The sequence below is a fragment of the Pseudomonas sp. CF161 genome (genome assembly GCF_000416215.1).
Lineage (GTDB): Bacteria > Pseudomonadota > Gammaproteobacteria > Pseudomonadales > Pseudomonadaceae > Aquipseudomonas.
Genome location: NZ_ATLP01000035.1, coordinates 44,790 through 70,387, shown reverse-complemented (window position 1 = coordinate 70,387; position 25,598 = coordinate 44,790). Strand labels below are relative to the sequence as shown.

The following is a 25,598-nucleotide window of genomic DNA, read 5'->3' as shown; positions in this document are numbered from 1 at the left end:
ACCGTAGCCACTTTTCGCCGGCCGCACAGAACGGCCATGAGGACTTTAACGATGGACGTCACCGCAACCCTGAGCTTGGGCGATCCGCTGGAACCTGCACGCAAGGCCACTGCACAGATGCTGCAGGAGCGCGAGCGGACCTTTTCCCTGCCGCAGCCGTTTTACTCTGACGAGCGACTGTTCGATATCGACATGCAGGAGATCTTCCAGAAGGAGTGGTTGATCGCCGGCATGACCTGCGAAATTCCGACCAAAGGTAACTACCTCACGCTGCAGGTCGGCAAAAACCCGATCATCGTGATTCGCGGCGCCGAGGGCGTGGTGCACGCTTTCCACAACGTCTGCCGTCACCGTGGCTCGCGCTTGTGCACCAGCGACAAGGGCAAGGTGGCCAAACTGGTGTGCCACTACCACCAGTGGACCTACGAGCTGGACGGCCGCCTGCTGTTCGCCGGCACCGAAATGGGCGCCGACTTCGACATGAAGCAGTACGGCCTCAAGCCGGTGAACGTGAAGACGGCCGGCGGCTACATCTTTATCTCGTTGTCGCAGAACCCGCCGGCGATCGATGACTTCCTGTCGACCTTGAGCCACTACATGGAGCCCTACGACATGGAGAACACCAAGGTGGCGGTGCAAACCACCTTGATGGAAAAGGCCAACTGGAAACTGGTGCTGGAAAACAACCGCGAGTGCTACCACTGCAACGCCTCGCACCCGGAGCTGCTGAAAACCCTGCTGGAATGGGACGACGTCACCGACCCCCGGGCCGATCAGGCGTTCAAGGACCACGTGGCCGCTTCGGCCGCCGCCTGGGATGCCGAGAAGATCCCCTACGCCCACGCCAGCTTCGGCCTGCGCAACCGTATCGTGCGCATGCCCCTGCTCAAGGGCACCGTGTCCATGACCCTGGACGGCAAACAGGGCTGCGCCAAACTCATGGGCCGGATCAAGAACCCGGACCTGGGCTCGATGCGCATCCTGCACCTGCCGCACTCATGGAACCACTGCATGGGCGACCACATCATCGTGTTCACGGTCTGGCCGATCAGCGCCCAGGAAACCCTGGTCAGCACCAAGTGGATCGTGCACAAGGACGCGGTCGAAGGCGTGGACTATGACGTCGAGCGCATGCGCAAGGTGTGGGACGCCACCAACGACCAGGACCGGCGCCTGGCCGAGGAAAACCAGCGCGGCATCAACTCCACCGCCTACCAGCCCGGCCCGTACTCCAAGACCTACGAGTTCGGCGTGGTCAACTTCGTGGATTGGTACAGCGAACGCATGCTGAGCAACCTGGGAGCGGCGCCTGCGCCCTACCTCAAAGGCGTGCCGGTAGAAAGCTGACCGCCCAACGTGTGCGAGCAGGACCCGCGCCCCCAACGATTACTCGCTGGGAGCGCGCGCCCTGCTCGCGATGACGGCCCAATCACTGCAGACCGCCGGTTACCAGTGCCAAGTACCGATGAGGCGCTGCGCCAACGCGTAGATCCGCTCTATATCAGAGGCATTGGGCGCTCTTCGATAGTCCGGAGCGACGGCGCGCTGCAGTTCGTCATATAAGCCGTCGATTCTTTCTTCGGTACGTCTTTGATCCCGTCGACGAAGTTCTTCAAGCTTGGCCTTGTTACTTTCCAGCGCTCGACTTTCTTCGAGATTGAACGCAAGACGCCACTGCTGTTGAAGGGGATCGATAAACGGTGGCGGCCCAATTGACTTATTCATGGTTCACCTCGACACAGGCGGTGTCAGTTCAAGAAAACCAACCACTGATCCAACTCACGACGCTGTTGAATGTATTGGTGATGGTTTCCCAGACTTTTTGTGCCCAGGCCAGAATTTTCTTGCCGATGTCGATGAAAAAATCGCTGATCTTGTCCAGCACGGCATTGAACAAGTTACCGAAGGTTTCCATGAAGCCGACGATGGCATCGGCACTTTGTGGGAACTTGTCCAACTGCCGGCCGGCTTCGTCATACATATTGTCGATGCGTTTTTCAGCAGCGGCCTTATCGCGCTTACGCAACTCTTCGAGCTTTTTGCGGTAGTCGCTGGTGTCGGTCGAACCCGAGCTTTCAAAGACTTCGGTGGCCTTGGTCAACTCCGTCTGCGACTGGTTGGACTGCCCCTCACCGGCTTCCCGGGCCTTGGGTTGCAGGTACTGCACTGCTGGATCATTGGAGCTCGCGTTGAGGTACAGGCTGCGCAGGTGAATCGTTTGCAGTTGTGGCGAAGCCATCAGCACACCGCGGGCGGTGCCTGAGGAACGTTTTTTCGCGTGAACCCGCATTTCATTCAACAGTTGGTGATACGCCTCTTTGGTGGCGGCGGCAGTGACTGGCTGGGCTTTTGACTTGGCGGCTTCAGACATTTTGGAACTCCTTGTAAGTTTATTTGAAACGCACGACTGTGCCCTGTAAACGAGGGCCGAAAGTATCTATCGGCGCAACCCGCTATTAATTTTCATAGTCCGTTTGGCCGGGCACACCGCTGCCCGTTGGTTCAATAACACGATGGCCAATGATTATTTGAAAAACCGAATATAGGGCGCCAAATTATTAAACCCAGCGCTACTACATAGGGGCTTTTTTAAATAGGTACTTTTTACATAAATACTTTGTTGAGCGCCGGCATTGGATAACACTCAGCGCGATAACCGTGCATGGCAATACTCCTTGGGGGGAGAAGTAAGCGTTGAACTTCCTGTTCACTGTATTGCGTGGAGCAAATTAAAGTCGTGGCCTTTGGCATTGTCAAACAATCCCATAGACCCAAAAGAAACTTGTTTTATTTTGATTGGCTATATCCAAACACTCGGCTCGGGAGCGATTGACTGCCGTGGACGCTGCTGCTCGCTGTACAAAAAACGCCCAACTGCCCGCCACCCCGCCATCCCCCTGCCCTGCAGCCTTTGCCTAACAACTTATCCACAAAGCCACCCACAGCAATTGTGGGCAACTGCACTTTTCACTCGACATAAAATCAAGAAAATCCGTGACTTATTCAAAGCAGCGGGTTTTATCCCGCACTGATCAGTTTTTGATCAAAAACCTACAAGCCACGTTTTATAAGGCCTACAGCGGAACGCAAACACCTTATCCACAGAAGCGCCAACAGACTTTGGGGGCAACTTGGGTCCATCTGTGGAAAACCGGCTGTAACTGAGCAAAATAGCGGCTTCGAGCGCAGAAGTCCGCTAAAAAGGCGACATTGATCATATTTTAACCAGCACGCTATAAGCCAGGTTTTATAAGGCCTACAGCGGATAGCGAACATCTTATCCACAGAAGCACCAACAGACTTTGGGGGCAAGTCTGTGCCGGGTATTTTCCTTATCCACAGAAAAACCCAAGAAAAAACCGACAGTTAGGCTGGTTGTTTTTCGTACAGAGGGCTGCAGGGCTTGATTGGCGTGGGGCGCGGCCAACCGCGAACAGGTTATCCACAGGCGTGCCAACAGGGATTGTGGGTAAACCCACTTATCTCCTGTTGGAGCGAGCCTGCTCGCGAAGGCGGTGCATCAGTCAATACCCGTGCCGACTGACACGCCGCCCCCACAAGGGGTTAGCGCACCACACCTTCTTCTATAAGCAGCTTGAGAATGGCTTGCGCGCCAGCTTCCGCGCTCACGCCCTTGAGCACCTGGCCGGTGCCGCCGCTGGCCTTGGCTGTGGCGGCTTTCATGCGGTCGGCGCCGCTCTTGGCCTTGATCACTTTCAGGCGCTTGGGTCGGGGCTTGGCCGGTTGCAGGGTCGAGGCTGTGAGTAACTCGTCGTCCACCACCGTGACCTGGTCCGCCTGCAACACGCCGCGCTGGGCCGGGCCGTAGGCGCTTTGCCGGGGTTTGGGCGCGGCGTTATCCACAGTGGCGAGAAACGGCAGGCGCACTTTCAGGCGCCGCCGCTGGCCACGGGGCAAGGCTTGCAGCACCAGGGCCACCCCGGCGTCGATGGATTCGACCTGGGCCAGCCCCACCACCAGCGGCCAGCCCAGGTTCTCGGCCAGCAGAAACGGGAGCATGCCCGAGCCTTCGCCGGTTTCCGCCTGGCTGCCGGTCAGCACCACCTGGGCCCCGGCGTCACGCAGGTAGTCGGTCAGCGCCGGCAAGGCATCGGCACCGGACGGCTGTTCCAATACATGCAACTGCTCCAGGCCCATGCCCAGGTAGGCCCGCAGCGCCGGTTCGTGGATGTCGCCGGCGTGCAGCACCTGTAGCTTGTCCCCGGCCAGCTGCAGGCCCAGCTCCACTGCCCGCGCATCCTGATCGGCGCGTCGTGGCCGCCCGGAAGTCGGGTGGGCGCCGATGGACACCAGGCTGATTACATTACTGTTCATGGTCATCCCCTTAAGCCGCGTCGCGCTTGGCGCCGTTGCGGTAAGCCGCGACCGCCGCGATCAAGGCTTGAAGAATCTCGGCGCTCTCGCCAATCACCGACAGGTCGGCACGCTTGATCATGTCGCAACCGGGGTCGAGGTTGATCGCCACCACCTTGTCGCAGGCACCGATGCCTTGCAGGTGCTGGATCGCCCCGGAAATCCCCACCGCGACATACACCCGCGCCGTGACCCAGGTGCCGGATGCCCCGACCTGGCGGTCGCGGGCCATGAACCCATCGTCCACCGCCACCCGCGACGCACCTTCGGTGGCGCCCAGGGCCGCAGCGGTTTGGTGAAACAGTGCCCAGTCCTTGACCCCGTTGCCGCCGGAGAAGATGAACTCGGCCTCGGCCATGGGAATGGCGGCTGGGTCCACGGCCACCGCCCCCAGGTCTTCGATCCGCGCCAGGCTGCGAGCAACGCTTGTGGATAACTCCACGGGCAGCGCTTCATGCCGGGTTTCGCTGACCGGTTCGGCGCATTCGACGGCGCCCAGGATCAGCCGTGCCAGCGGTCGTGCCAAGTCCTGCAAGCCGGCACCGGCACGTCCGATGCACTGCTCGTCCTTGACCTGCCAGACCCGGGTCGCCGGGCGTTCGCCCAGGGCCGCGGCAAAACGTCGGCCCAGTTCGGCACCGCCGCTGCGGCTGTCAGGCAGCAGCCAATGGCGCGGGTTGAACTGGTTATCCACAGCCCGCAGGCCCTGGACCCGTTGCTCCGGTGCATAACCTTCGAACTCATGGCCTTGCAGCACCAGCAAGCGGTCGACGCCGGCCTGGGCAAAGGCGGTTTCCTTGTGCTCGCCAAACACCACCGCCAGCACCGCGCCGTCCTGGCCGGCCAACTGGCGGGCCAGGCCCAGCAGGTCGCGGTCGTGGCTGCCGAGACGGCCACCGACCATGTCCGGCACCACGCTGATGTAAAACGCCGGTTGCGGCACCTGATGCAGCGGCAGTTGCACGTCGACTGCGGCGCTGCGCTTGCTCATGCCGCCCTGCTGGGCGCCGCTGCGGTCGATGCGCTTGATCCCGTTGGGGCCGATAAAACCCTGGCTATGGGGATTCTTGCGCAGCAGGCCATTGGGCCCCATCCAGCTGTGGGTCACCGGTTGCATGGCGGCATGCAGCGGGTGCAGGCGATTACGGGCGATCCACTCGGCCCGTGGGTCGCGGCGAATAATGTCGCTCATCAGTGCACCTCCGCAGGTTCGCGCTTGGCCGGGGCCTTGCCTGGCGCCGGCTCTTCGAGCAGGGCATCGGCCACCAGCTCGGCAATGTCCTTGATCTGCGGCCGGGGCTCGACCACCCCTTCGAGCATCGCCGTGCACTGTGGACAACCCACTGCCACCAGCTCGGCGCCGGTTTCGCGGATGTCCTCCATGCGCATATCGGGGATGCGCTGCTTGCCGGGGATGTCGGTAATCGGCGCACCGCCGCCACCGCCGCAGCAGCGGGAGCGGAAGCCCGAGCGCTGCATCTCCTTGACCTCGATCCCCAGGGCACGCAGCACCTGGCGCGGAGCCTCGTATTCGCCGTTGTAGCGGCCCAGGTAGCACGGGTCGTGATAGGTCACGCTGCTGCCCTTGTGCTGACCGAGGTTCAAGGCCCCCTCGTCAATGATCTGGGCCAGATAAGTGCTGTGGTGCTGCACCTGATAGTCCCCGCCAAATGCGCCGTATTCGTTCTTCAGCACATGGAAGCTGTGGGGATCGCAGGTGACGATGCGCTTGAAGCTGTACTGGGCCAGGGTCTGGATATTGCGCCGGGCCAGCAGCTGGAAGGTCGCCTCATCCCCCAGGCGCCGGGCCACGTCGCCGCTGTCCCGTTCTTCGAGGCCGAGCACGGCAAAGTCGACGCCGGCCGCCTTCAGCACTTTGACGAACGCCCGCAGGGTGCGCTGGTTGCGCATATCGAAGGCGCCGTCGCCGACCCAGAACAGCACGTCGGTGGTTTTCTTCTCGCTGAGCAGGGTCAGGTTCAGGTCCGCTGCCCAGTTCATCCGCCCACCGGGGTTGAAGCCGCCGGGGTTGTCGGTGGCGATCAGGTTTTCCAGGACTTCGGCGCCCTTGTTCGGGGTCGCGCCTTTTTCCAGGGTCAGGTGCCGCCGCATGTCGACGATGGCATCGACGTGCTCGATCATCATCGGGCACTCCTCGACACAGGCGCGGCAGGTGGTGCAGGACCACAGGGTCTCGGCGTCCACCAGGCCGTTGACGATCGGCTGATGGGGGTTACCGCCATGCTCGCCAATCGGTTTGCCTGGGTAAGGGCTGCCGGCGAACTGGGCGTCGGTGCCCCCGGCGAGGCCGACCACCATGTCCTGAATCAGCTTTTTCGGGTTCAGCGGCTGGCCGGCGGCGAACGCCGGGCACGCCGCTTCGCATTTGCCGCACTGCACGCAGGCGTCAAAACCCAGCAGTTGGTTCCAGGTGAAATCCTTGGGTTTTTCCACTCCCAAAGGCGCGGAGCGGTCGCTCAGGTCCAGGGGCTTGAGCCCGGTGGAACGGCCGCCGCCAAAGCGCTCGGCGCGGCGATGCCAGGCCAGGTGCAGGGCACCGGCGAAGGCGTGCTTCATCGGCCCGCCCCAGGTCATGCCGAAGAACAGCTCGGACACGCCCCACAGCACACCGACCGCGAGGATCAGCGCCAGCACCCAGCCGCCGAAATCCTCCGGCAGGATGCCCGCCACCGGCAGGGTCAGGACAAAGAACGAGGCCGAGAACGCCAGCAGGCTTTTCGGCAGGCGCATCCACGGGCCTTTGGACAAGCGCGCGGGCGGGTTGCGCCGGCGCAGGAAGACAAAGATCGCGCCGACGAACATCACGGCCGTCATCAACAGCAAGGCGTAGCCGAGGATGCGGTTGTGCAGGCCGAAACCGTGCACCAGCAGCGCCAGCACAATCGACGCCACCGCGCCGCCGGCCGTGGCCACGTGGGTGTTGGCGATGTATTTGTCCCGCGCCACCACGTGGTGCAGGTCGACCATATAGCGCCTGGGCATGGCCAGCAGGCCGCCCAGCAGGTCAACCTTGGAGGCTCGCCCCCGGCGCCACAGGGATGCACGCCGCAGCGCGCCGAGGAGCGCAAGGCCCAGGGCGGCGAAGAGCAGGATGGGGATCAGGATGTTGAGCATGGTGAAGCTCCCGCAAGGATCTTGTCGGAGCTGGCGGGTGTGGCGAGGGAGCTTGCTCCCGCTGGGCTGCGAAGCAACCCCAAACTGGGCAATCGAGATACATCAGGTGGATCTCGGTGAGCGGTTTGGGAGTGCTGCGCACTCCAGCGGGAGCAAGCTCCCTCGCCACAACAAGCCGGCTCCTACTAGCAACTGTTGTTAAAAATCCTTGCACAAGCGCAGGGCGTCATAGATAGCGGCATGGGTATTACGCTGAGCCACGCAGTCGCCAATCCGGAACAGCAGGAAACCCTCGCCCGGCTCGCCCAAGCACGGCTGCGGCTTGATCGCGAACAGCGCCTCGACATCGATCTGGCCCTTGTTGCGCGAGTCTTGCTTGAGCCCGTAATACAGCTCTTCATCCGGGCGCACGCCGTTCTCCACCACCACCTGGTCCACCACCCGCTCTTCCTTGGCCCCGGTGTATTCGTTTTCCAGCACGGCAATCAGCTTGTCGCCCTCGCGGTAGACCTTCTCCAGCATCATGTCGCCGGTCATGATCACTTCCTTGGGGTACATGCTGCGGTAGTAGGTCGGGAACGACGTCCCGCCAATCGCCACCCCAGGCTTGATGTCGTCGGTGACGATCTCGACCTGGCTGCCTTTGTCGGCCAGGAAATCGGCCACCGACATACCGGTGAATTCGCAGATGGTGTCGTAGACCAGCACATTTTTGCCCGGCGCCACCTTGCCATCGAGCACGTCCCAGCTGCTGACCACCAGGCCTTCGGCAGCGCCCCAGTGTTCGTTCTGCTCCAGGTTCGGGTGCCCGCCCACGGCCAGCACCACGATGTCCGGACGCAGGTCGAGGATGGTCGCGATGTCGGCAGCGGTGCCCAGGCGCAGGTCGACTTTCAGTCGCGCCAGCTCCAGCTGATACCAGCGGGTGATACCGGCGATCTGGTCCCGTTGCGGCGCCTTGGAGGCCGTGGTGATCTGCCCGCCGATGGCGTCCTTTTTCTCGATCAGGGTCACGTCATGCCCGCGTTCGGCGGCCACTCGCGCGGCTTCCATCCCCGCCGGGCCGGCTCCGACCACCACCACCTTGCGCTTGACCCCGGTGCTCTTCTCGATGATGTGCGGCACGCCCATGTATTCACGGGAGGTCGCGGCGTTCTGGATGCACAGCACATCGAGGCCCTGGTACTGGCGGTCGATGCAGTAGTTGGCGCCGACGCACTGCTTGATCTGGTCGATCTGGCCCATCTTGATCTTGGCGATCAGGTGCGGGTCGGCGATGTGCGCGCGGGTCATGCCGACCATGTCGACGTAACCGCCTTCGAGAATGCGCGTGGCCTGGTTCGGGTCCTTGATGTTCTGTGCGTGCAGCACCGGAACCTTGACCACTTCCTTGATCCCGGCCGCCAGGTGCAGGAACGGCTCCGGTGGATAACTCATGTTGGGAATGACGTTGGCCAGGGTGTTGTGGGTGTCGCAGCCCGAGCCCACCACACCGATAAAGTCGAGCATGCCGGTGTCGTCGTAGTACTTGGCGATCTGCTTCATGTCCTCGTGGGACAGGCCGTCCGGGTGGAATTCGTCGCCGCACAGGCGCATGCCGACGCAGAAATCGTCACCGACTTCGGCGCGCACGGCCTTGAGTACTTCCAGGCCGAAACGCATGCGTTTCTCGAAGGTGCCGCCCCATTCGTCGGTGCGCTTGTTGACCCGCGGGCTCCAGAACTGGTCGATCATGTGCTGGTGCACCGCCGACAGTTCGACGCCGTCCAGGCCACCGGCCTTGGCCCGGCGTGCAGCCTGGGCGTAGTTGCCGATCACGCGCCAGATCTCTTCCGGCTCGATGGTCTTGCAAGTGGCGCGGTGCACCGGCTCGCGCACACCGGACGGCGACATCAGGGTCGGCCAGTTGAAGCCATCCCAGCGTGAGCGACGGCCCATGTGGGTAATCTGAATCATGATCTTGGCGCCATGCTTGTGCATGGCGTCGGCCAGGTTCTGGAAGTGCGGAATGATGCGGTCGGTGGCCAGGTTGACCGAGGCCCACCACTCCTGCGGGCTGTCGATGGCCACCACCGAGGAACCGCCGCAGATCGCCAGGCCGATGCCGCCCTTGGCTTTCTCTTCGTAGTACTTCACATAACGGTCGGTGGTCATGCCGCCATCAGTGGCATAGACCTCGGCGTGCGCGGTGCTCAGCACACGGTTGCGGATGGTCAGTTTGCCGATCTGGATCGGCTGGAACATCGCTTCGAAAGCCATTTTCTAAACTCCACCTACAACGGTTTGACGATGAACAGGCCGTCGTCGTGGCCTTCTTCGGAGCCACCGTAGACCTGCTCCGCCACGGTCCGGATCGAACTGCCCCGGGCCTGGAGAATCTGGTCCATGGCGCCGGCGAACCAGCCGGTGAACATGTAGTCGACCTTGCGCCCGACCTTGCCGTAGACGTAGACGAACGCCGAGTGCTCGAGCTTGACGCTGGCGGTGCCTTGATCCAGGTCGATGTCCTGGATCTTGAACAGGCCCCAGCCGCGCTGCGACAGGCGCTTCATGTAGTGTTCGAACACCGCCACGCCTTCCAGGCCGTGGCATTCGGCTTCTTTCTCGCACCAGTGCCAGGCGGATTTGTAGCCGGCCTTGTACAGGATCTCGGCGTAGGCCTCGGCCCCCAGCACCTCCTCGATTCCCATGTGGTTGTTGACGAAAAAGTGCCGTGGCACGTAGAGCATCGGCAGGGCGTCGGAGGTCCAGACACCGGTCTCGCTGTCGACTTCGATGGGCAATTGCGGGGCGATTTTGGCCATGGAAACTTAACTCCAGAAAATTCGTTTTCAGTGCTTAGCAAAGCTTTTGCCTTGCTCTAATAAACAAGCCGTGTGAATGACTTTGGAGCCGTAGCGAGCACGTCGAGAGCAAGAAAGGACCGGCGTGGCCAGCGAGACAGTACGGGACGTACGGCGAGCTTGGCGCGAGGACCTGACGCAGCTATCGGCGAGCGGAGCAGGCTCCGCAGGCATTCATTCGCCCCAGACGTCCTTCAGGACATTGACCCAGTTCTCGCCCATGATCTTGCGCACCAAACGCTCGGGGTGGCCGCGCTTGAGCAGGGTTTCGGTGAGGTTGGGAAACTCGCCCACGGTACGGATCCCCAGGGGGTTGATGATCTTGCCGAAGCTGGTCAGGCGGCGGGCGTAGCCCTTGTCGTGGGTCAGGTATTCGAAGAAGTCCTGGCCATGGCCCTGGGTGAAGTCGGTGCCGATGCCGATGGCGTCTTCGCCCACCAGGTTCATGGTGTACTCGATGGCTTCGGCGTAGTCGTCGATGGTCGAGTCGATGCCCTTGGCCAGGAACGGTGCAAACATGGTCACGCCGACAAAACCACCGTGATCGGCGATGAATTTCAGCTCCGCATCGGACTTGTTGCGCGGGTGTTCCTTGAGGCCCGACGGCAGGCAGTGGGAGTAGCAGACGGGTTTCTTCGATTCGAGGATGACTTCCTCGGAGGTCTTGGAACCGACGTGGGACAGGTCGCACATGACCCCGACGCGATTCATCTCGGCCACGATCTCGCGACCAAAACCCGAGAGCCCGCCATCACGCTCATAACAGCCGGTGCCCACCAGGTTCTGGGTGTTGTAGCACATCTGCACAATGCCCACGCCCAGCTGCTTGAACACCTCGACATAGCCGATCTGGTCTTCATAGGCATGGGCGTTCTGGAAACCGAAGAGGATGCCGGTCTTGCCCTGTTCCTTGGCCTTGCGGATATCGGCGGTGCTGCGGACCGGCATCACCAGGTCGCTGTTTTCGCGCATCAGCTTCTGGCTTTTGCAGATGCTGTCGATGGTGGCCTGGAAGCCTTCCCACACCGACACAGTGCAGTTGGCTGCGGTCAGGCCGCCCTTGCGCATGTCTTCAAACAGCTCGCGGTTCCACTTGGCAATGATCAGCCCGTCGATAACGATGCTGTCGGCGTGCAGTTCGGCTGGGCTCATCAGGCTGTCCCCTTATTGGCGATTCATGCGCCGAATCGTCTGCCGGCGCTTTGGGGCCAGCATATGCCGCGTCGGCAAGGGAGCCGGATGCAAAAGCGACAGGGGAATTGCCGAAAGCGTCAAGGCGCGACAAAGGGTCGGCAGCCGGGCATCGGCGTCATCTGTTCTTTGCCCGGCGCTTGCGCCAGAATCCGCCGCTTTACTGGATGCTTCACTGGATTTAGGGGCGGCGACGCAATGAAATCGATCTTCCTCGCTTTGGCACTGATAGCGACCGGCGTACAGGCGGCTGAAGAAGCCGACAACTCGCCTTGCGATGCCGTCGAAAACGACGTGCAGACCCTGGAGTGCGCGACCTACAACCGCACCACCGCCGAACAGTTGCTCAAGGACAACGTCCAGGGCCTGCTGGAACGCTTCGCCAACCTGTACGGCAGCGACAAGGCCAAGCTCGCCGACATCACCGGCAAGCTCAACACCGCCCAGCAACTGTGGCAAAAACAGCGCGAAGCCGATTGCGCCGTGGAAAGCTTCCCCGCCAAGCCGGGCAGCAAGGCCCATACCATTGCCCAGAACGACTGCATGGCACGTATCAGCGATGAACGATCGGAGTTCCTGGAGTCGATTGCCCAGGAGTGAACCGCGGCGGTAAAGCCCTGCGGGTGGCAACATCCAGTGAAGGTTCAGGGCTTGGCGATGCAGCTTTTATAAGTAAATATTGACTTACCTTATAATAAGCTTATATTCGCCATGAACAGTATCCAGTGGACCCGCAAGGCCGTGAAGCAGCTGCTCAGGCTGCAACGCGAACATCAGGTTCAAGTCCGCGATGCCATCAGCCTGTTGGCCAACATGCCCGATGTGGCTCAGGTCAGGGCATTGACTGGTCACGGCTACGCCTATCGACTGCGCGTCGGTCATTACCGCGTGTTGTTCGATTGGGACGGCGCGATTCACGTGATCAGTGTCCAAGAGGTCAAACGACGTGACGAACGTACCTACTGATATTCAGATCATCAACGACACGGACGGCAAGCCAGCGTTCGTGGTCATTCCCTATACCCAGTACCTGGCCCGGTACAACAGCGCCGAGCTGATTCCCCATGATGTGGTCAGCCGCATCGTCGACGGCGCCACGCCGATCCGTGCCTGGCGCGAACACCTGCACCTGACCCAGGATGAAGTCGCCCAGCGCCTGGGCATTTCCCAGCCGGCCTTCGCCCAGCAGGAAAGCGTCGCCAAGCCGCGCCGCGCCACCCGCGAGAAAATTGCCCGGGCCTTTGGCATTCGCGCCGACCAGCTGGAGCTGTAAGCTGCACGCCATTACCGGATCAAAGGAACGCTCATGAGCATCTGTGGCATCGAAATCAAAGGCAGCGAAGCCATCTTCGCCATCGCCTCCCTGCCGGGCGACACCCTGCAGCATGTGGCCATCGCCACCAAGAAAATCGCCCTCGAAGACGACGATGAAGCGGCCAATGTCAAAGCCTTTGCCACCCAGGTCGCGGCCTTTGTCCGTGACAACGGCATCAGCCGCATCGCCATCAAGAAGCGCAGCAAAAAAGGCGAATTCGCCGGCGGCCCGACCACCTTCAAGATCGAAGGCGTGTTTCAACTGCTGGAACACTGCGACGTGACCCTGCTCTCGCCGCAGACCATCAACGCGCAGAACAAGAAGCACAGCTTCGAGCTGCCAGGCACCCTCAACAAATACCAGCACGAAGCCTACAAAGCCGCCTGCTCGGCCCTCCTGAAAAAATAAAGAGGTCGCCGCTGCCGAGCCCGCGAGGCGGCATTGGCCCGAAGCAACAACCTCCCGGCACCAGACACTCCAGGGCGCCTGATCCGGCCAGCGCAGCCTCGCCAGCTCGGCAGCGGCTACTGGTTTTGGCGTATGGGCGTTATGCGCTCTGGTGTTGTCGCCGATCCTCGCGCGGGCACTTGGCAAACCTGGCGCGGTAGCTGCGGGTGAAGTAGGACGGGGATTCAAAACCGCAGGCGATGCTGACTTCCAGCACGCTGAGGTCGGTCTGGCGCAGCAGTTGCCGCGCCTTATCCAGGCGCAGGCCGAGGTAGAAGTTGCTCGGTGTGTCGTTGAGGTGCAGGCGAAACAGGCGCTCCAGTTGCCTGCGGGTGACGTTGATCGATTCAGCCAGGGCCAGGGTGCTCAGCGGCGGTTCGCTGTGCTGCTCCATCTCGCCAATCACCTGCACCAGCTTGCGATTGCTGATGCCGTAGCGGCTGGCAACCTCCATGCGCTGGTGATCCTGGCGCGGGCGGATGCGGCCAAGCACGAACTGCTCGCTGACCTGGACCGCCAGCGGCGCGCCATGGGCCTGGCCAATCAGGTCGAGCATCATGTCGATGGACGCGGTGCCGCCCGCCGAGGTGATACGCCGTCGGTCGATTTCGAACAGCTCCTGGGTCACCCACAGCTGTGGATAAGACTCCTTGAACGCCTCGATGGCTTCCCAATGCAGGGTCAGGCGATGGCCTTCCAGCAGGCCGGCCTCGGCCAGGACCACGCTGCCGGTATCGATCCCGCCCAACGTCACGCCTTCCAGGTCAAGACGGCGCAACCAGTGCACCAGAGGTGCGGTCAGCGACTTCAACGGCTCGAAACCGGCCACCACCCACAGCGTTGCGCCCTTTTTCAAGGGTTCCAGCGCCCCATCGGCATTGACCGACATGCCATTGCTGGCCAGCACCGCCCCGCCGTCGGCGCTCAGCACCTGCCAGCGATACAGCTCGCCGCGAAAGCGGTTGGCCACCCGCAGCGGCTCGATGGCGGAAATAAAGCCAATGGCGGAGAAGCCCGGCATCAGCAGGAAGTAAAACGCCTGGGACATGAAACGCACTCGCAAGACGGGTGGCGTGGGGGCCTGTGATACGCCAATTGCCGTTCCCCGACAAGGGTCCAGGTCGCTGCAGTGCAAGAGCGGGTCGCCGCTGTGCGCTTTCCCTGGGCAGCAGCTGCGTACCTTGGCATCACCGGCGCACAAAGACCCCGGGGCCCACAATAACGACCTGCCGAGGGAACCTCCATGAAACGACTGATCAGCAGCTGTGTTCTTGCACTCAGCGGTACCGCTTTCCTGAGTTCCGGCGCCATTGCCGCGGACGCCGCCAGTTGCCAGAACGTGCGCCTGGGCGTGGTCAACTGGACCGACGTCATCGCCACCAGCGCCATGACCCAAGTGCTGCTCGACGGCCTCGGCTACAAGACCAAACAGACCAGCGCCTCCCAGCAAATCATTTTTGCCGGCATTCGCGACCAGCGCCTGGATCTGTTCCTCGGCTACTGGAACCCGCTGATGACCCAGACCATCGCCCCCTTTGTCGAGGCCAAGCAGGTCAAGGTCCTGGCCGAACCCAGCCTCAAGGACGCCCGCGCGACCCTGGCGGTGCCCACTTACCTGGCGGACAAGGGGCTGAAGACCTTCGCCGACATCGCCCGTTTCGAAAAAGAGCTGGGCGGCAAGATCTACGGCATCGAACCCGGCTCGGGGGCCAATACCCAGATCAAGGACATGATCGCCAAGAATCAGTTCGGCCTCGGCAAGTTCCAACTGGTGGAGTCCAGTGAAGCCGGGATGCTGTCGGCGGTGACCCGCGCGGTGAAGCGCAACGAAGCCATCGTCTTCTTCGGCTGGACGCCGCACCCGATGAACGTCAACCAGAAGATGACCTACCTCTCCGGCAGCGACGATGCCCTGGGCCCGAACGAAGGCATGGCCACGGTCTGGACCGTGACCGCGCCGAACTACGCCGAACAATGCCCGAACGTCAGCCGGCTGCTGAGCAACCTGACCTTCAGCGCCGAAGACGAGAGCCGCATGATGCAACCGCTGCTCGACCACAAGGACGCCCTGGAGTCGGCCAAGCAGTGGCTCAAGGACCATCCGCAGGACCGCGAGCGTTGGCTTGAAGGCGTCACCACCTTCGATGGCAAGCCCGCCGACCAGCACCTGCAACTGACCCGCCAATAACCCCGATGCCCCGCCGCCTCGCAGCCGCTTCCAGGCTGCGAACGGCAGCCTCACGCCCAAACATCACGCCTGCAAGGAACCCGCACCATGAACCACGACGTCATCATCACCTGCGCACTCACCGGTGCTGGCGACACGACCGCCAGGAGCCCCCACGTCCCGGTCACCCCCAAGCAGATCGCCGCCGCGGCCGTGGAAGCGGCCAAGGCCGGCGCCACCGTGGTCCATTGCCACGTGCGCGACCCACAAAGCGGCACGTTCAGCCGTGACGTGGCGCTGTACCGCGAAGTCATGGAGCGCATTCGCGAGGCGGACATCGACATCATCGTCAACCTCACCGCCGGCATGGGTGGCGACCTGGAGATCGGCGCCGGAGAAAACCCCATGGCGTTCGGTCCCAACACCGACCTGGTGGGCCCGCTGACGCGCCTGGCCCACGTCGAGGCGCTGCTGCCGGAAATCTGCACCCTGGACTGCGGCACCCTGAACTTCGGCGACGGCGACACCATTTATGTCTCCACCCCGGCGCAGCTGCGGGCCGGCGCCAAACGCATCCAGGAACTGGGGGTGAAGGCCGAACTGGAAATCTTCGACACCGGGCACCTGTGGTTCGCCAAGCAGATGATCAAGGAAGGCCTGCTGGACAACCCGCTGTTCCAGCTGTGCCTGGGTATCCCCTGGGGCGCCCCGGCCGACACCACCACCATGAAAGCCATGGTCGACAACCTGCCGGCCGATGCGGTGTGGGCCGGTTTCGGCATCGGCCGCATGCAAATGCCGATGGCCGCACAGGCGGTGTTGCTGGGCGGCAACGTGCGGGTCGGGCTGGAGGACAACCTCTGGCTGGACAAAGGCGTGCTGGCGACCAACGGCCAACTGGTGGAGCGTGCTACAGAAATCCTCAGCCGCCTCGGCGCGCGGGTCCTGACCCCGGCCGAAGGGCGGGCCAAGATGGGACTGACCCAGCGCCGCTGACCCGCCTCCCGACAACACCGGCTTGCACAGCCCCTCGCACCCTTTTTTCAGGAATTTGCCATGCGTTTTATCACCGACATCAAAACCTTCGCCGCCCTGGGCAGCGGTGTCATCGGCAGCGGCTGGGTGGCGCGCGCCCTCGCCCATGGCCTGGACGTAGTGGCCTGGGACCCGGCCCCCGGCGCCGAAGCAGCCCTGCGGCAACGGGTGGCCAATGCCTGGGGCGCCCTGGAGCAACAAGGCCTGGCACCGGGCGCCGCGCAACAACGTCTGCGTTTTGTCGCCACCATTGAGGAGTGCGTGAAGGACGCCGACTTCATCCAGGAAAGCGCCCCGGAACGCCTGGAGCTGAAGTTGCAGTTGCACCGCCAGATCAGCGCCGCAGCCAAGCCCGATGCACTGATCGGCTCCAGCACCTCGGGGCTGTTGCCCAGCGAATTCTACGAAGGTGCGACCCACCCGGAACGCTGCGTGGTCGGCCACCCCTTCAACCCGGTGTACCTGCTGCCACTGGTGGAAGTGGTGGGCGGCAAACACACCGCGCCCGAGGCGGTGCAGGCGGCAATGCAGGTCTATGAATCCCTGGGCATGCGCCCGCTGCATGTGCGCAAGGAGGTCCCGGGATTTATCGCCGACCGCCTGCTGGAAGCCCTGTGGCGCGAGGCATTGCACCTGGTCAATGACGGCGTGGCCACCACGGGTGAAATCGACGACGCGATCCGCTTCGGCGCCGGCCTGCGCTGGTCGTTCATGGGCACCTTCCTCACCTACACCCTGGCGGGTGGCGATGCCGGCATGCGCCACTTCATGGCCCAGTTCGGGCCGGCGCTGCAACTGCCCTGGACCTACCTGCCCGCCCCGCCACTGACCGACAAGTTGATCGACGATGTGGTGCAAGGCACCGGCGAGCAGTTGGGCGAACGCAGCATTTCGGCCCTGGAGCGCTATCGTGATGATTGCCTGCTGGCGGTGCTCGATGCGGTCAAGGCTACCAAGGCCAAGCACGGCATGAACTTCAGCGACTGACCCGACGGGGCGGGGCCGCTGCGCCTCGCCCGATTCTCTTCCCCCTGGAACTCAGCCCATGCCCGTACTGATCACCTACAGCACCCCCGTCCTGGCCGAATGGGTCGATTACAACGGCCATCTGCGCGACGCCTTTTACCTGCTGATTTTCAGCTACGCCACCGACGCCCTGATGGACCGCCTGGGCCTGGACAGCGAGAACCGCGAAGCCAGCGGCCACTCGCTGTTCACCCTGGAGCTGCACCTGAATTACCTGCATGAAGTGAAGCTCGGCACCCAGGTCGAGGTGCACACCCAACTGATCGCCCACGACCGCAAACGCCTGCACCTCTACCACAGCCTGCACCAGGTCGGTGACCCGCAGATGCTGGCCGGCAACGAACAGATGCTGCTGCATGTCGACCTCGCCGGCCCGCGCTCGGCACCGTTCAGCGCGGCGGTACTGGGCCGTCTGCAAGCCATCGCTGCCGAGCAATCGGAGCTGCCGGCCCCGGCGTATCTGGGGCGAGTCATGGCCTTACCGGCGGAAAAATGAACCCGGGGCGACGCAACGCCCGAAGCTCCATCAGCAGCTTTCGCCCAGGCAAAAAAAGCCCCGATCAAGCCGTGACAGGATCGAGGCAGGGAGTGCTTTGCCAAGGAGCTGCAGCAAGAGGGTGACCAAACCGTCGTGACATCAGCTGGGCCCAGTCTGCCCACTCTCAGCGGGCGCAAGTTAGCCGAAAACGACCTGTTCATAGGTAATCGGGCCATGGCGACGATTTGCCCTTGCCGACTCCCGGGCGGCCTACCAGAATCGCTCCACCACCCCGCTCCCTGAATAAGGATAAGAGTCATGATGCACGCGGATCTGATTGATCAGGATGACCTGCTCGGCCAACTCCGGGCCCTGGGTTTCGAGATGCCGGCCGGCGCCACCGCCGACCAGGCGTGTGAGTACGCGGTGCGCGGCTTGAGCGAGGCGCGGGTCCGGGCGCTCAAGGGCATGGTCGAGCAGATGCTGACCGGCAACGCGACCATTCTTCCGGCGGTGCGCCAGGCCATCGACCAACAGTTGCTGCCGGCCCTGGCTCAGTACCGCAACAGTCACGCCTGAGCCGTCGCCGGCCAAGGATCCACGGGTGTAGAGTGCGGTTCTTTTCAGCCCTCTGGAACCCGCCTCATGTCGCGAATCGAACCCTGTCAGTCAGCCCAGCAGACGGGCTGGCTGGAGCTGCGCCAGGCGCTCTGGCCGGACAGTTCGCGCCAGGAGCACCTGGACGAAATCACTGATCTGCTGGGTGACCCGCAGCGCTATATCAACCTGCTCGCCTACACCGCCGATGGCCACCCCGTGGGCCTGGCCGAAGCCTCGCTGCGCCGCGATTACGTGAATGGCACCGATCATTCGCCAGTGGTGTTTCTGGAAGGGCTCTATGTGGTCGCCGAGCAGCGGCGCCAGGGCATTGCCGAGCAATTGATCGACGCCGTCGCCCAATGGGGACGGGATCAGGGCTGCGGGGAAATGGCCTCGGATACCGGCCTGGAAAACCTGCTGAGCCAGACCGTGCACAAGGCGCTCGGTTTCGAGGAAACCGAGCGCGTCGTGTACTTCAAGAAAACGCTGTGACTACAGGCGCACGCTGGCGAAGGTCGACTCGTTGCGCGCCTGGCTCAGGGCCGACAGCGGGCCCGACAGCGGCGCCAGCACCAGGGCCTGCGGAATCGGCATCATCGCCACTTGCTGGGTGGTGTTGGAGCCGACGCGTTCGTCACGCGGCGGAATGCCGAAGTATTCGCGGTAGCACTTGGAGAAGTGCGGCGTGGAGACAAAACCGCAGACCGACGCCACTTCGATGATCGACATCGGCGTTTGCTTGAGCAGTTGCCGGGCGCGGATCAGCCGCAGCTTGAGGTAATAGCGCGACGGCGAGCAGTGCAGGTATTTCTGGAACAGCCGTTCCAGCTGACGCCGCGACACGGCGACGTACACCGCCAGCTCGTCGAGGTCGATCGGCTCTTCGAGGTTGGCTTCCATCAGCGCGACGATTTCCTGCAGTTTCGGCTGGTTGGTGCCGAGCATGTGCTTGAGCGGCACGCGCTGGTGATCCTGCTCGTTGCGGATGCGTTCGTAGACGAACATTTCCGAGATCGCGGCGGACAGTTCACGGCCATGATCGCGGCTGATCAAGTGCAGCATCATGTCCAGCGGCGCGGTGCCACCGGAGCTGGTGAAGCGGTTGCGGTCGAGGGTAAACAGGCGGGTGCTCATGGCGACCCGGGGAAAGGCTTCCTGCATCGACGCCAGGCATTCCCAGTGCACGCTGCAATCGAAACCGTCGAGCAGGCCGGCGCACGCCAGGGCCCAGCTGCCGGTGCACACCGCACCCAGGCGCCGTGACTGGCGGGCCTGGCTTTGCAGCCAGGACACGTGCTCACGGGTCACGGTGCGCTGGATACCGATGCCGCCGCAGACAATCACGGTGTCGAGGACGGGCGCTTTGTGCATGGAGGCGTCGGGGGTGATCTGCAGGCCATCGCTGGCCCAGACTTGCCCACCGTCGACGCTGAGGGTGGTCCAGCGATACAGCTCGCGACCGGACAGCTGGTTGGCCATGCGCAGTGGTTCGACTGCCGAGGCCAGGGAAATCAGCGTGAAATTGTCCAGCAGCAAAAAGCCGATGGATTGAGGCGCACGGTTCTGGGGTTGAGCCCCTGAGTTGAACGACGTCATCGCGGTATCTCCTCACACAAAGCGGGTGATGGCCTCAGGCGGAGGCTCTTGTTATTGCCATCATTCTCTTGCAGAGAAGGGCTTTGTCATGACAGAGCAATTGCCATGCCTAAAGTTGAATAGCCATTCAATAACTCCTGAAAACGACATGGCGGGGTGTCTATATAAGCCACGTGCGCAGTAGGGGTTATAAGTACCGAGCATCACCCCCGACGCCCTCGCCCGGGGCCTGTGAGCAGTTCGGTAGCACTTGTGGGAACAGCGTCGCGGGGCGCTGGCGGGGAGTGTCACCACAAGCACGGGGGGCAGGCGGTCAGGGCCGGATTGGATTCCGGCCCCGGGAAAGGGGCTTATCTGTTTGCGACGCGCTAAAAGGTGGCGCAGTGGGGGTGGCGTGTTCCTTTAGCGCGCAGCGGCGACCGGCGAAAAAATGAGCACGCACCCGATATCAGCACTCCACCGCACTCACCGCCAAGCCACCGCGTGAGGTCTCCTTGTATTTGTCGTGCATGTCGGCGCCGGTATCGCGCATGGTGCGGATCACCCGGTCCAGGGAGATAAAGTGCTGGCCATCGCCGCGCAGGGCCATTTGCGCGGCATTGATCGCCTTGACCGCGGCAATCGCGTTGCGCTCGATGCACGGCACTTGCACCAGGCCGCCGACCGGGTCGCAGGTCAGGCCAAGGTTGTGCTCCAGGCCGATTTCAGCGGCGTTGCACAATTGCTCCGGGGTCGCGCCGAGGATCTCCGCCAGCCCGGCCGCCGCCATGGCGCAGGCCGAACCGACTTCGCCCTGGCAACCGACTTCGGCCCCCGAGATCGACGCATTCTTTTTACAGAGGATGCCCACCGCCGCAGCACCGAGGAAATAGTCGACCACGTTGGCCTCGGTCACCACTTCGCTGAACTTCATAAAGTAGTGCAACACCGCCGGGATGATGCCCGCCGCGCCGTTGGTCGGTGCGGTGACCATGCGCCCGCCGGCAGCGTTCTCTTCGTTGACCGCCAGGGCGAACAGGTTGACCCACTCCATGGCCGACAGGGTCGAGCCAATGACATTGGGCTTGTTCAGCTCCTGCAAGCTGCGGTGCAGACGCGCCGCGCGCCGCCGCACATTCAGCCCGCCGGGCAGGATGCCTTCGTGCTTGAGGCCCTGCTCGACGCAGTCCTGCATGGCCCGCCAGAGGGTCAGCAGGCCACTGCGAATTTCCTCCTCGGAGCGCCAGACTTTTTCATTGGCCAGCATCAGTTCCGCGACCCGCAGGTTGTGGGTCTGGCACAGGTTCAGCAGCTCCACCGCGCTGGAGAAGTCGTAGGGCAATTCGGTGCGATCCAGGTCGACCACGCCGCTGCTGGCCTGGGCCTGGTCGACGACAAAACCGCCGCCGACCGAATAGTAGGTGTCGCGATGCAGCTCGGCGTTTTCGCCGAGCGCGACCAGGGTCATGGCATTGGGGTGGAACGGCAGATTTTCGTCGATCAGCTGCATGTCTCGGGCCCAGATAAAGGGGATCGGCAGGCGGCCGTCCAGCAGCAGGGTCTGGGTTTCGCGCAGCCGCTCGATGCGCGGGCCGATCTGCGACGGGTCGATTGCGTCCGGCCACTCGCCCATCAGGCCCATGATCACCGCGTTGTCGCTGCCGTGGCCGATTCCGGTGGCCGACAGCGAACCAAAGAGTTGCACCTCGACCCGCTGCACCTGCTCCAGTAGCTGCTTTTCCCTTAGCGATTGCACGAACAAGGCGGCGGCGCGCATGGGGCCGACGGTGTGGGAACTGGAGGGACCGATGCCGATTTTGAACAGGTCGAAAACACTGATAGCCATGACAGCAAAACTCCTCGAATGAGCACACTCCGGGCGGCGCAGCGCCCGCTGACGGAGCTGCTACGCTCAAGCTGCAATCCGCCGAGATGGGCGCATCATCAGGCTTTTTCCACGGTGCTCGACGTCTGACACCGACTCACCCATGCCCAGCAACGCCGCAACCCGAGAACCTAGGGTTTTGGCCGCTTTTTGCGGTGCAGAGCGGCAAAAAGTCCTGAAAAAAGCTGTAAACGACCTCACTGACACTGGATGCGACCCTCCCTGTACTGGATACGACGCACCCTGTAGGCGTCAGATTTTCACTGGTACATGATCAGTCTCGACTCGATTGCAAGGCACCGTGGCACAGCTGTCCCACGCGCCCCAACCGCCACGCTTATAAGTGCGGTAAGAACGCCGCCTAAAAGAAGACACCCAGGAGTCCCCCCCGATGAAAGGTTCCCCCTCGTTGTTGTTGGCCGCCATGCTGAGTCTGCCGCTTCTGGCACAAGCCGCAGAACCGGCGCAATGCAGTACCGTTAACTTCTCCGATGTTGGCTGGACCGACATCACCGTGACCACCGCCACCACCAGCGTGGTCCTCGATGCACTGGGCTACAAAACCAAGACCACGATGATTTCCGTACCGGTGACCTACAAGTCCCTGGCCGACGGCAAGAACATGGACGTGTTCCTCGGCAACTGGATGCCGACCATGGAAAACGACATCAAGGCCTACCGTGATGCCGGCACCGTCGACACCCTGCGCGCCAACCTGGAGAACGCCAAGTACACCCTGGCGGTCCCGGAAGAGCTGTACAACAAGGGGCTCAAGGATTTCGCCGACATCGCCAAATTCAAGAAGGAGCTGGACGGCAAGATCTACGGGATCGAGCCCGGCAACGACGGCAACCGCCTGATCCAGAGCATGATCGACAAGAACGCCTTCGGCCTCAAAGACGCTGGGTTCAAGGTGGTCGAGTCCAGCGAGGCCGGCATGCTGTCCCAGGTCGATCGTGCCCAGCGGCGCAACACCGCCGTGGTATTCCTGGGTTGGGAACCGCACCCGATGAACACCCGCTTCAAGATGAAGTACCTCACCGGGGGTGACGAGTTCTTCGGCCCCAACTTCGGCCAGGCCACCATCTACACCAACACGCGCAAGGGTTACGCCCAGGAATGCAGCAACGTCGGCCAGTTGCTGAAGAATCTGTCGTTCACCCTGAACATGGAAAGCACCCTGATGGGCAACGTGCTGGACGACAAAATGAAGCCGGATGTGGCCGCCAGGGCCTGGCTGAAAAACAACCCGCAAGTGCTGGATACCTGGCTCGCCGGGGTCACCACCATTGATGGCAAACCCGGCCTTGAGGCGGTCAAGGCCAAGCTTGCACAGGCTGCTAACTGAGTCACTCGCTTACGCCGGGCGGGCCAGTTCCGCCCGGGCTGTTTTTTCCTTGCATGCGGACGTTCACTACCATGCTGACTGATCATAAAATCCCTCTAGGCCAGTACATCGCTGCCTTCGTTGAATGGTTGACGCAACACGGCGCCAGCACATTCGATGCGATCGCCACGACCCTGGAAACGATGATCCACGGCGTGACGTTTGCGCTGACCTGGTTCAACCCGCTGGCATTGATCGGGCTGATCGCCTTGCTCGCGCACGTCATTCAACGCAAATGGGGCCTGACCGCCTTTGTCGTGCTGTCGTTTCTGCTGATCCTGAACCTGGGCTACTGGCAGGAAACCATGGAAACCCTGGCCCAGGTGCTGTTCGCCACCCTGGTCTGCGTGGTCATCGGCGTGCCGTTGGGCATCGTCGCCGCGCACAAGCCGATGTTCTACACCATGATGCGTCCGGTACTCGATCTGATGCAGACCGTACCGACCTTCGTCTACCTCATTCCTACCCTGACCCTGTTCGGTCTGGGGGTGGTGCCCGGGCTGATTTCCACGGTGGTGTTCGCGATTGCCGCGCCGATCCGCCTGACCTACCTGGGTATCCGCGATGTCCCGCAAGAGCTGATGGATGCCGGCAAGGCCTTTGGCTGCTCGCGTCGCCAGTTGCTGTCGCGTATCGAATTGCCCCACGCCATGCCGAGCATCGCCGCCGGGATCACTCAGTGCATCATGCTCTCGCTGTCGATGGTGGTGATCGCCGCGCTGGTCGGCGCCGATGGCCTGGGCAAGCCGGTGGTCAACGCACTCAACACCGCCGATATCGCGTTGGGCTTCGAAGCCGGGCTGGCCATTGTGCTGCTGGCGATCATGCTCGACCGGATCTGCAAACAACCCGACGCCAAAGTAGGGAGCGACGCATGAGCATTATTCGCTTCGATAACGTAGACGTTATCTTCTCCAAGGATCCCCGCGAGGCCCTGAAACTGCTGGACCAGGGCATGACCCGCAACGAGATCCTGAAAAAGACCGGCCAGATCGTCGGTGTGGAAAAAGCCAGCCTCGATGTGGAAAAAGGCGAAATCTGCGTGCTGATGGGCCTCTCCGGCTCCGGCAAATCCAGCTTGCTGCGCTGCATCAACGGCTTGAACACCGTCAGCCGTGGGCACCTGTTCGTCGAGCACGAAGGCAAACAGATCGACATCGCCGCCTGCACCGCCGCCGAACTGAAGATGATGCGCACCAAGCGCATCGCCATGGTGTTCCAGAAGTTCGCCCTGATGCCCTGGCTGACCGTGCGCGAGAACATCAGCTTCGGCCTGGAAATGCAGGGCCGACCGGAGAAGGAACGGCGCAAGCTGGTGGACGAAAAGCTCGAACTGGTGGGCCTGACCCAGTGGCGCAACAAGAAACCCGATGAGCTCTCCGGCGGCATGCAACAGCGTGTGGGCCTGGCCCGCGCCCTGGCGATGGACGCCGATATCCTGCTGATGGACGAACCCTTCTCGGCCCTCGACCCGCTGATTCGCCAGGGCCTGCAGGACGAGTTGCTGGAACTGCAACGCAAGCTGAGCAAGACCATCGTCTTCGTCAGCCACGACCTCGACGAAGCGCTGAAACTGGGCAGCCGCATCGCCATCATGAAAGACGGGCGGATCATCCAGTACAGCAAGCCGGAGCAGATCGTGCTCAACCCGGCCGACGACTATGTGCGTACGTTCGTGGCCCACACCAATCCGCTCAACGTGCTCTGCGGGCGCAGCCTGATGCGCACCCTGGACAACTGCAAACGCATCAACGGCTCGGTATGCCTCGACCCGGGCGGCGACTCCTGGCTCGACCTGGCCGAAGGCAACACCATCAAGGGCGCACGCCAGAACGGCGCCAGCCTCGACCTGCAGAACTGGGCACCCGGCCAGGCGGTGGAAGGCCTGGAGCGCCGGCCAACCCTGGTGGATTCCAATATCGGCATGCGCGACGCCTTGCAGATCCGCTACCAGACCGGCAACAAACTGGTGCTGCACGACAACCACAAAGTGGTGGGGATCCTTGGCGACAGCGAGCTCTACCATGCGTTGCTGGGCAAGAACCTGGGGTAATCCCCCGGACATGAAAACGCCGCGAGGATCGCGGCGTTTTCATTGATGCAGCACTCATTGTGTGTGTGGCGAGGGAGCTTGCTCCAT

At 62.5% G+C, this 25,598-nt stretch carries 25 protein-coding genes; 14 read left to right on the top strand and 11 right to left on the bottom strand.

Going from position 1 to position 25,598, the window contains the following annotated elements; genetic code table 11:
* Positions 1–51: 51 nt before the first annotated feature.
* Complete coding sequence (gene gbcA, locus CF161_RS04470; RefSeq protein WP_020295372.1) at positions 52–1,347, top strand: glycine-betaine demethylase subunit GbcA; 1,296 nt, start codon at positions 52–54, stop codon at positions 1,345–1,347.
* Positions 1,348–1,446: 99 nt separating this feature from the next.
* On the opposite strand, the gene CF161_RS32765 is transcribed toward gbcA, so the two are convergent.
* The 8 genes from CF161_RS32765 to CF161_RS04435 form a co-directional block, all read right to left on the bottom strand.
* Positions 1,447–1,725 carry a hypothetical protein gene (locus tag CF161_RS32765; protein ID WP_156882655.1) on the bottom strand — a complete coding sequence of 93 codons (279 nt, stop codon included), beginning with the start codon at positions 1,723–1,725 and terminating at the stop codon, positions 1,447–1,449.
* A gap of 28 nt (positions 1,726–1,753) precedes the next feature.
* The gene (locus tag CF161_RS04465; protein ID WP_020295371.1) at positions 1,754–2,371 is read right to left on the bottom strand and encodes a hypothetical protein; all 618 of its coding nucleotides are present in this window, start codon (positions 2,369–2,371) and stop codon (positions 1,754–1,756) included.
* 1,193 nt (positions 2,372–3,564) lie between these two features.
* Positions 3,565–4,335 carry an electron transfer flavoprotein subunit beta gene (locus CF161_RS04460; protein ID WP_020295370.1) on the bottom strand — a complete coding sequence of 257 codons (771 nt, stop codon included), beginning with the start codon at positions 4,333–4,335 and terminating at the stop codon, positions 3,565–3,567.
* A gap of 10 nt (positions 4,336–4,345) precedes the next feature.
* Positions 4,346–5,566: an electron transfer flavoprotein subunit alpha/FixB family protein gene (locus tag CF161_RS04455; RefSeq protein ID WP_020295369.1), complete on the bottom strand. Its 1,221-nt coding sequence runs from the start codon at positions 5,564–5,566 to the stop codon at positions 4,346–4,348.
* On the bottom strand, positions 5,566–7,509 hold the full coding sequence (gene dgcB, locus CF161_RS04450; RefSeq protein WP_020295368.1) for a dimethylglycine demethylation protein DgcB: 1,944 nt from the start codon (positions 7,507–7,509) through the stop codon (positions 5,566–5,568). The genes CF161_RS04455 and dgcB overlap by 1 nt, the downstream gene beginning before the upstream one ends.
* Positions 7,510–7,707: 198 nt before the next feature.
* Positions 7,708–9,768, bottom strand: coding sequence for a dimethylglycine demethylation protein DgcA (gene dgcA / locus CF161_RS04445; protein WP_020295367.1), 2,061 nt, complete (start codon positions 9,766–9,768; stop codon positions 7,708–7,710).
* Positions 9,769–9,782: 14 nt separating this feature from the next.
* On the bottom strand, positions 9,783–10,313 hold the full coding sequence (locus CF161_RS04440; protein WP_020295366.1) for a 4-vinyl reductase: 531 nt from the start codon (positions 10,311–10,313) through the stop codon (positions 9,783–9,785).
* A 213-nt stretch (positions 10,314–10,526) separates the two neighbouring features.
* On the bottom strand, positions 10,527–11,504 hold the full coding sequence (locus CF161_RS04435) for a dipeptidase (protein WP_020295365.1): 978 nt from the start codon (positions 11,502–11,504) through the stop codon (positions 10,527–10,529).
* Positions 11,505–11,741: 237 nt separating this feature from the next.
* Here CF161_RS04435 and CF161_RS04430 point away from each other — a divergent pair, with 237 nt between their 5' ends.
* The 4 genes from CF161_RS04430 to CF161_RS04415 all read left to right on the top strand — a co-directional run bounded on the left by CF161_RS04430 (position 11,742) and on the right by CF161_RS04415 (position 13,266).
* The gene (locus tag CF161_RS04430; protein ID WP_020295364.1) at positions 11,742–12,143 is read left to right on the top strand and encodes a lysozyme inhibitor LprI family protein; all 402 of its coding nucleotides are present in this window, start codon (positions 11,742–11,744) and stop codon (positions 12,141–12,143) included.
* Between the two features lie 111 nt (positions 12,144–12,254).
* On the top strand, positions 12,255–12,509 hold the full coding sequence (locus CF161_RS04425; protein ID WP_020295363.1) for a type II toxin-antitoxin system RelE/ParE family toxin: 255 nt from the start codon (positions 12,255–12,257) through the stop codon (positions 12,507–12,509).
* Complete coding sequence (locus tag CF161_RS04420; RefSeq protein WP_020295362.1) at positions 12,490–12,816, top strand: helix-turn-helix domain-containing protein; 327 nt, start codon at positions 12,490–12,492, stop codon at positions 12,814–12,816. The genes CF161_RS04425 and CF161_RS04420 overlap by 20 nt, the downstream gene beginning before the upstream one ends.
* A 33-nt stretch (positions 12,817–12,849) precedes the next feature.
* The gene (locus CF161_RS04415; protein WP_020295361.1) at positions 12,850–13,266 is read left to right on the top strand and encodes a DUF3010 family protein; all 417 of its coding nucleotides are present in this window, start codon (positions 12,850–12,852) and stop codon (positions 13,264–13,266) included.
* Between the two features lie 139 nt (positions 13,267–13,405).
* Here CF161_RS04415 and CF161_RS04410 read toward each other — a convergent pair whose 3' ends face one another.
* Positions 13,406–14,353: a GlxA family transcriptional regulator gene (locus CF161_RS04410; protein WP_020295360.1), complete on the bottom strand. Its 948-nt coding sequence runs from the start codon at positions 14,351–14,353 to the stop codon at positions 13,406–13,408.
* Between the two features lie 195 nt (positions 14,354–14,548).
* Here CF161_RS04410 and CF161_RS04405 point away from each other — a divergent pair, with 195 nt between their 5' ends.
* The 6 genes from CF161_RS04405 to aac(6') all read left to right on the top strand — a co-directional run bounded on the left by CF161_RS04405 (position 14,549) and on the right by aac(6') (position 19,103).
* Positions 14,549–15,493 carry a choline ABC transporter substrate-binding protein gene (locus tag CF161_RS04405; protein ID WP_020295359.1) on the top strand — a complete coding sequence of 315 codons (945 nt, stop codon included), beginning with the start codon at positions 14,549–14,551 and terminating at the stop codon, positions 15,491–15,493.
* Positions 15,494–15,580: 87 nt separating this feature from the next.
* The gene (locus CF161_RS04400; protein WP_020295358.1) at positions 15,581–16,468 is read left to right on the top strand and encodes a 3-keto-5-aminohexanoate cleavage protein; all 888 of its coding nucleotides are present in this window, start codon (positions 15,581–15,583) and stop codon (positions 16,466–16,468) included.
* Positions 16,469–16,528: 60 nt separating this feature from the next.
* On the top strand, positions 16,529–17,494 hold the full coding sequence (locus CF161_RS04395; protein ID WP_020295357.1) for an L-carnitine dehydrogenase: 966 nt from the start codon (positions 16,529–16,531) through the stop codon (positions 17,492–17,494).
* A gap of 58 nt (positions 17,495–17,552) precedes the next feature.
* Positions 17,553–18,029 carry a thioesterase family protein gene (locus CF161_RS04390; RefSeq protein WP_020295356.1) on the top strand — a complete coding sequence of 159 codons (477 nt, stop codon included), beginning with the start codon at positions 17,553–17,555 and terminating at the stop codon, positions 18,027–18,029.
* A 300-nt stretch (positions 18,030–18,329) separates the two neighbouring features.
* Positions 18,330–18,590 (top strand): hypothetical protein, encoded by a 261-nt coding sequence (locus CF161_RS04385; RefSeq protein WP_020295355.1) that lies wholly within the window; start codon positions 18,330–18,332, stop codon positions 18,588–18,590.
* A 66-nt stretch (positions 18,591–18,656) separates the two neighbouring features.
* Entirely contained in the window at positions 18,657–19,103 is a 447-nt protein-coding gene (aac(6'), locus tag CF161_RS04380) for an aminoglycoside 6'-N-acetyltransferase (protein ID WP_020295354.1), read from the top strand.
* Here the strand turns inward: aac(6') and CF161_RS04375 are convergent, their stop codons facing one another.
* Together CF161_RS04375 and CF161_RS04370 are read right to left on the bottom strand one after the other, a co-directional pair.
* Positions 19,104–20,207, bottom strand: coding sequence for a GlxA family transcriptional regulator (locus CF161_RS04375; RefSeq protein ID WP_020295353.1), 1,104 nt, complete (start codon positions 20,205–20,207; stop codon positions 19,104–19,106). It abuts the gene before it with no gap.
* Positions 20,208–20,655: 448 nt separating this feature from the next.
* Complete coding sequence (locus tag CF161_RS04370) at positions 20,656–22,032, bottom strand: L-serine ammonia-lyase (RefSeq protein ID WP_020295352.1); 1,377 nt, start codon at positions 22,030–22,032, stop codon at positions 20,656–20,658.
* A 430-nt stretch (positions 22,033–22,462) separates the two neighbouring features.
* Here CF161_RS04370 and CF161_RS04365 point away from each other — a divergent pair, with 430 nt between their 5' ends.
* The 3 genes from CF161_RS04365 to choV all read left to right on the top strand — a co-directional run bounded on the left by CF161_RS04365 (position 22,463) and on the right by choV (position 25,511).
* Positions 22,463–23,419, top strand: a complete 957-nt coding sequence (locus CF161_RS04365; protein ID WP_020295351.1) for a choline ABC transporter substrate-binding protein — start codon at positions 22,463–22,465, stop codon at positions 23,417–23,419.
* A gap of 71 nt (positions 23,420–23,490) precedes the next feature.
* A complete protein-coding gene (choW, locus tag CF161_RS04360; RefSeq protein WP_020295350.1) occupies positions 23,491–24,336 on the top strand; it encodes a choline ABC transporter permease subunit in 846 nt (281 codons plus the stop codon).
* Positions 24,333–25,511, top strand: a complete 1,179-nt coding sequence (choV, locus tag CF161_RS04355; RefSeq protein ID WP_020295349.1) for a choline ABC transporter ATP-binding protein — start codon at positions 24,333–24,335, stop codon at positions 25,509–25,511. The genes choW and choV overlap by 4 nt, the downstream gene beginning before the upstream one ends.
* Positions 25,512–25,598: the final 87 nt, after the last annotated feature.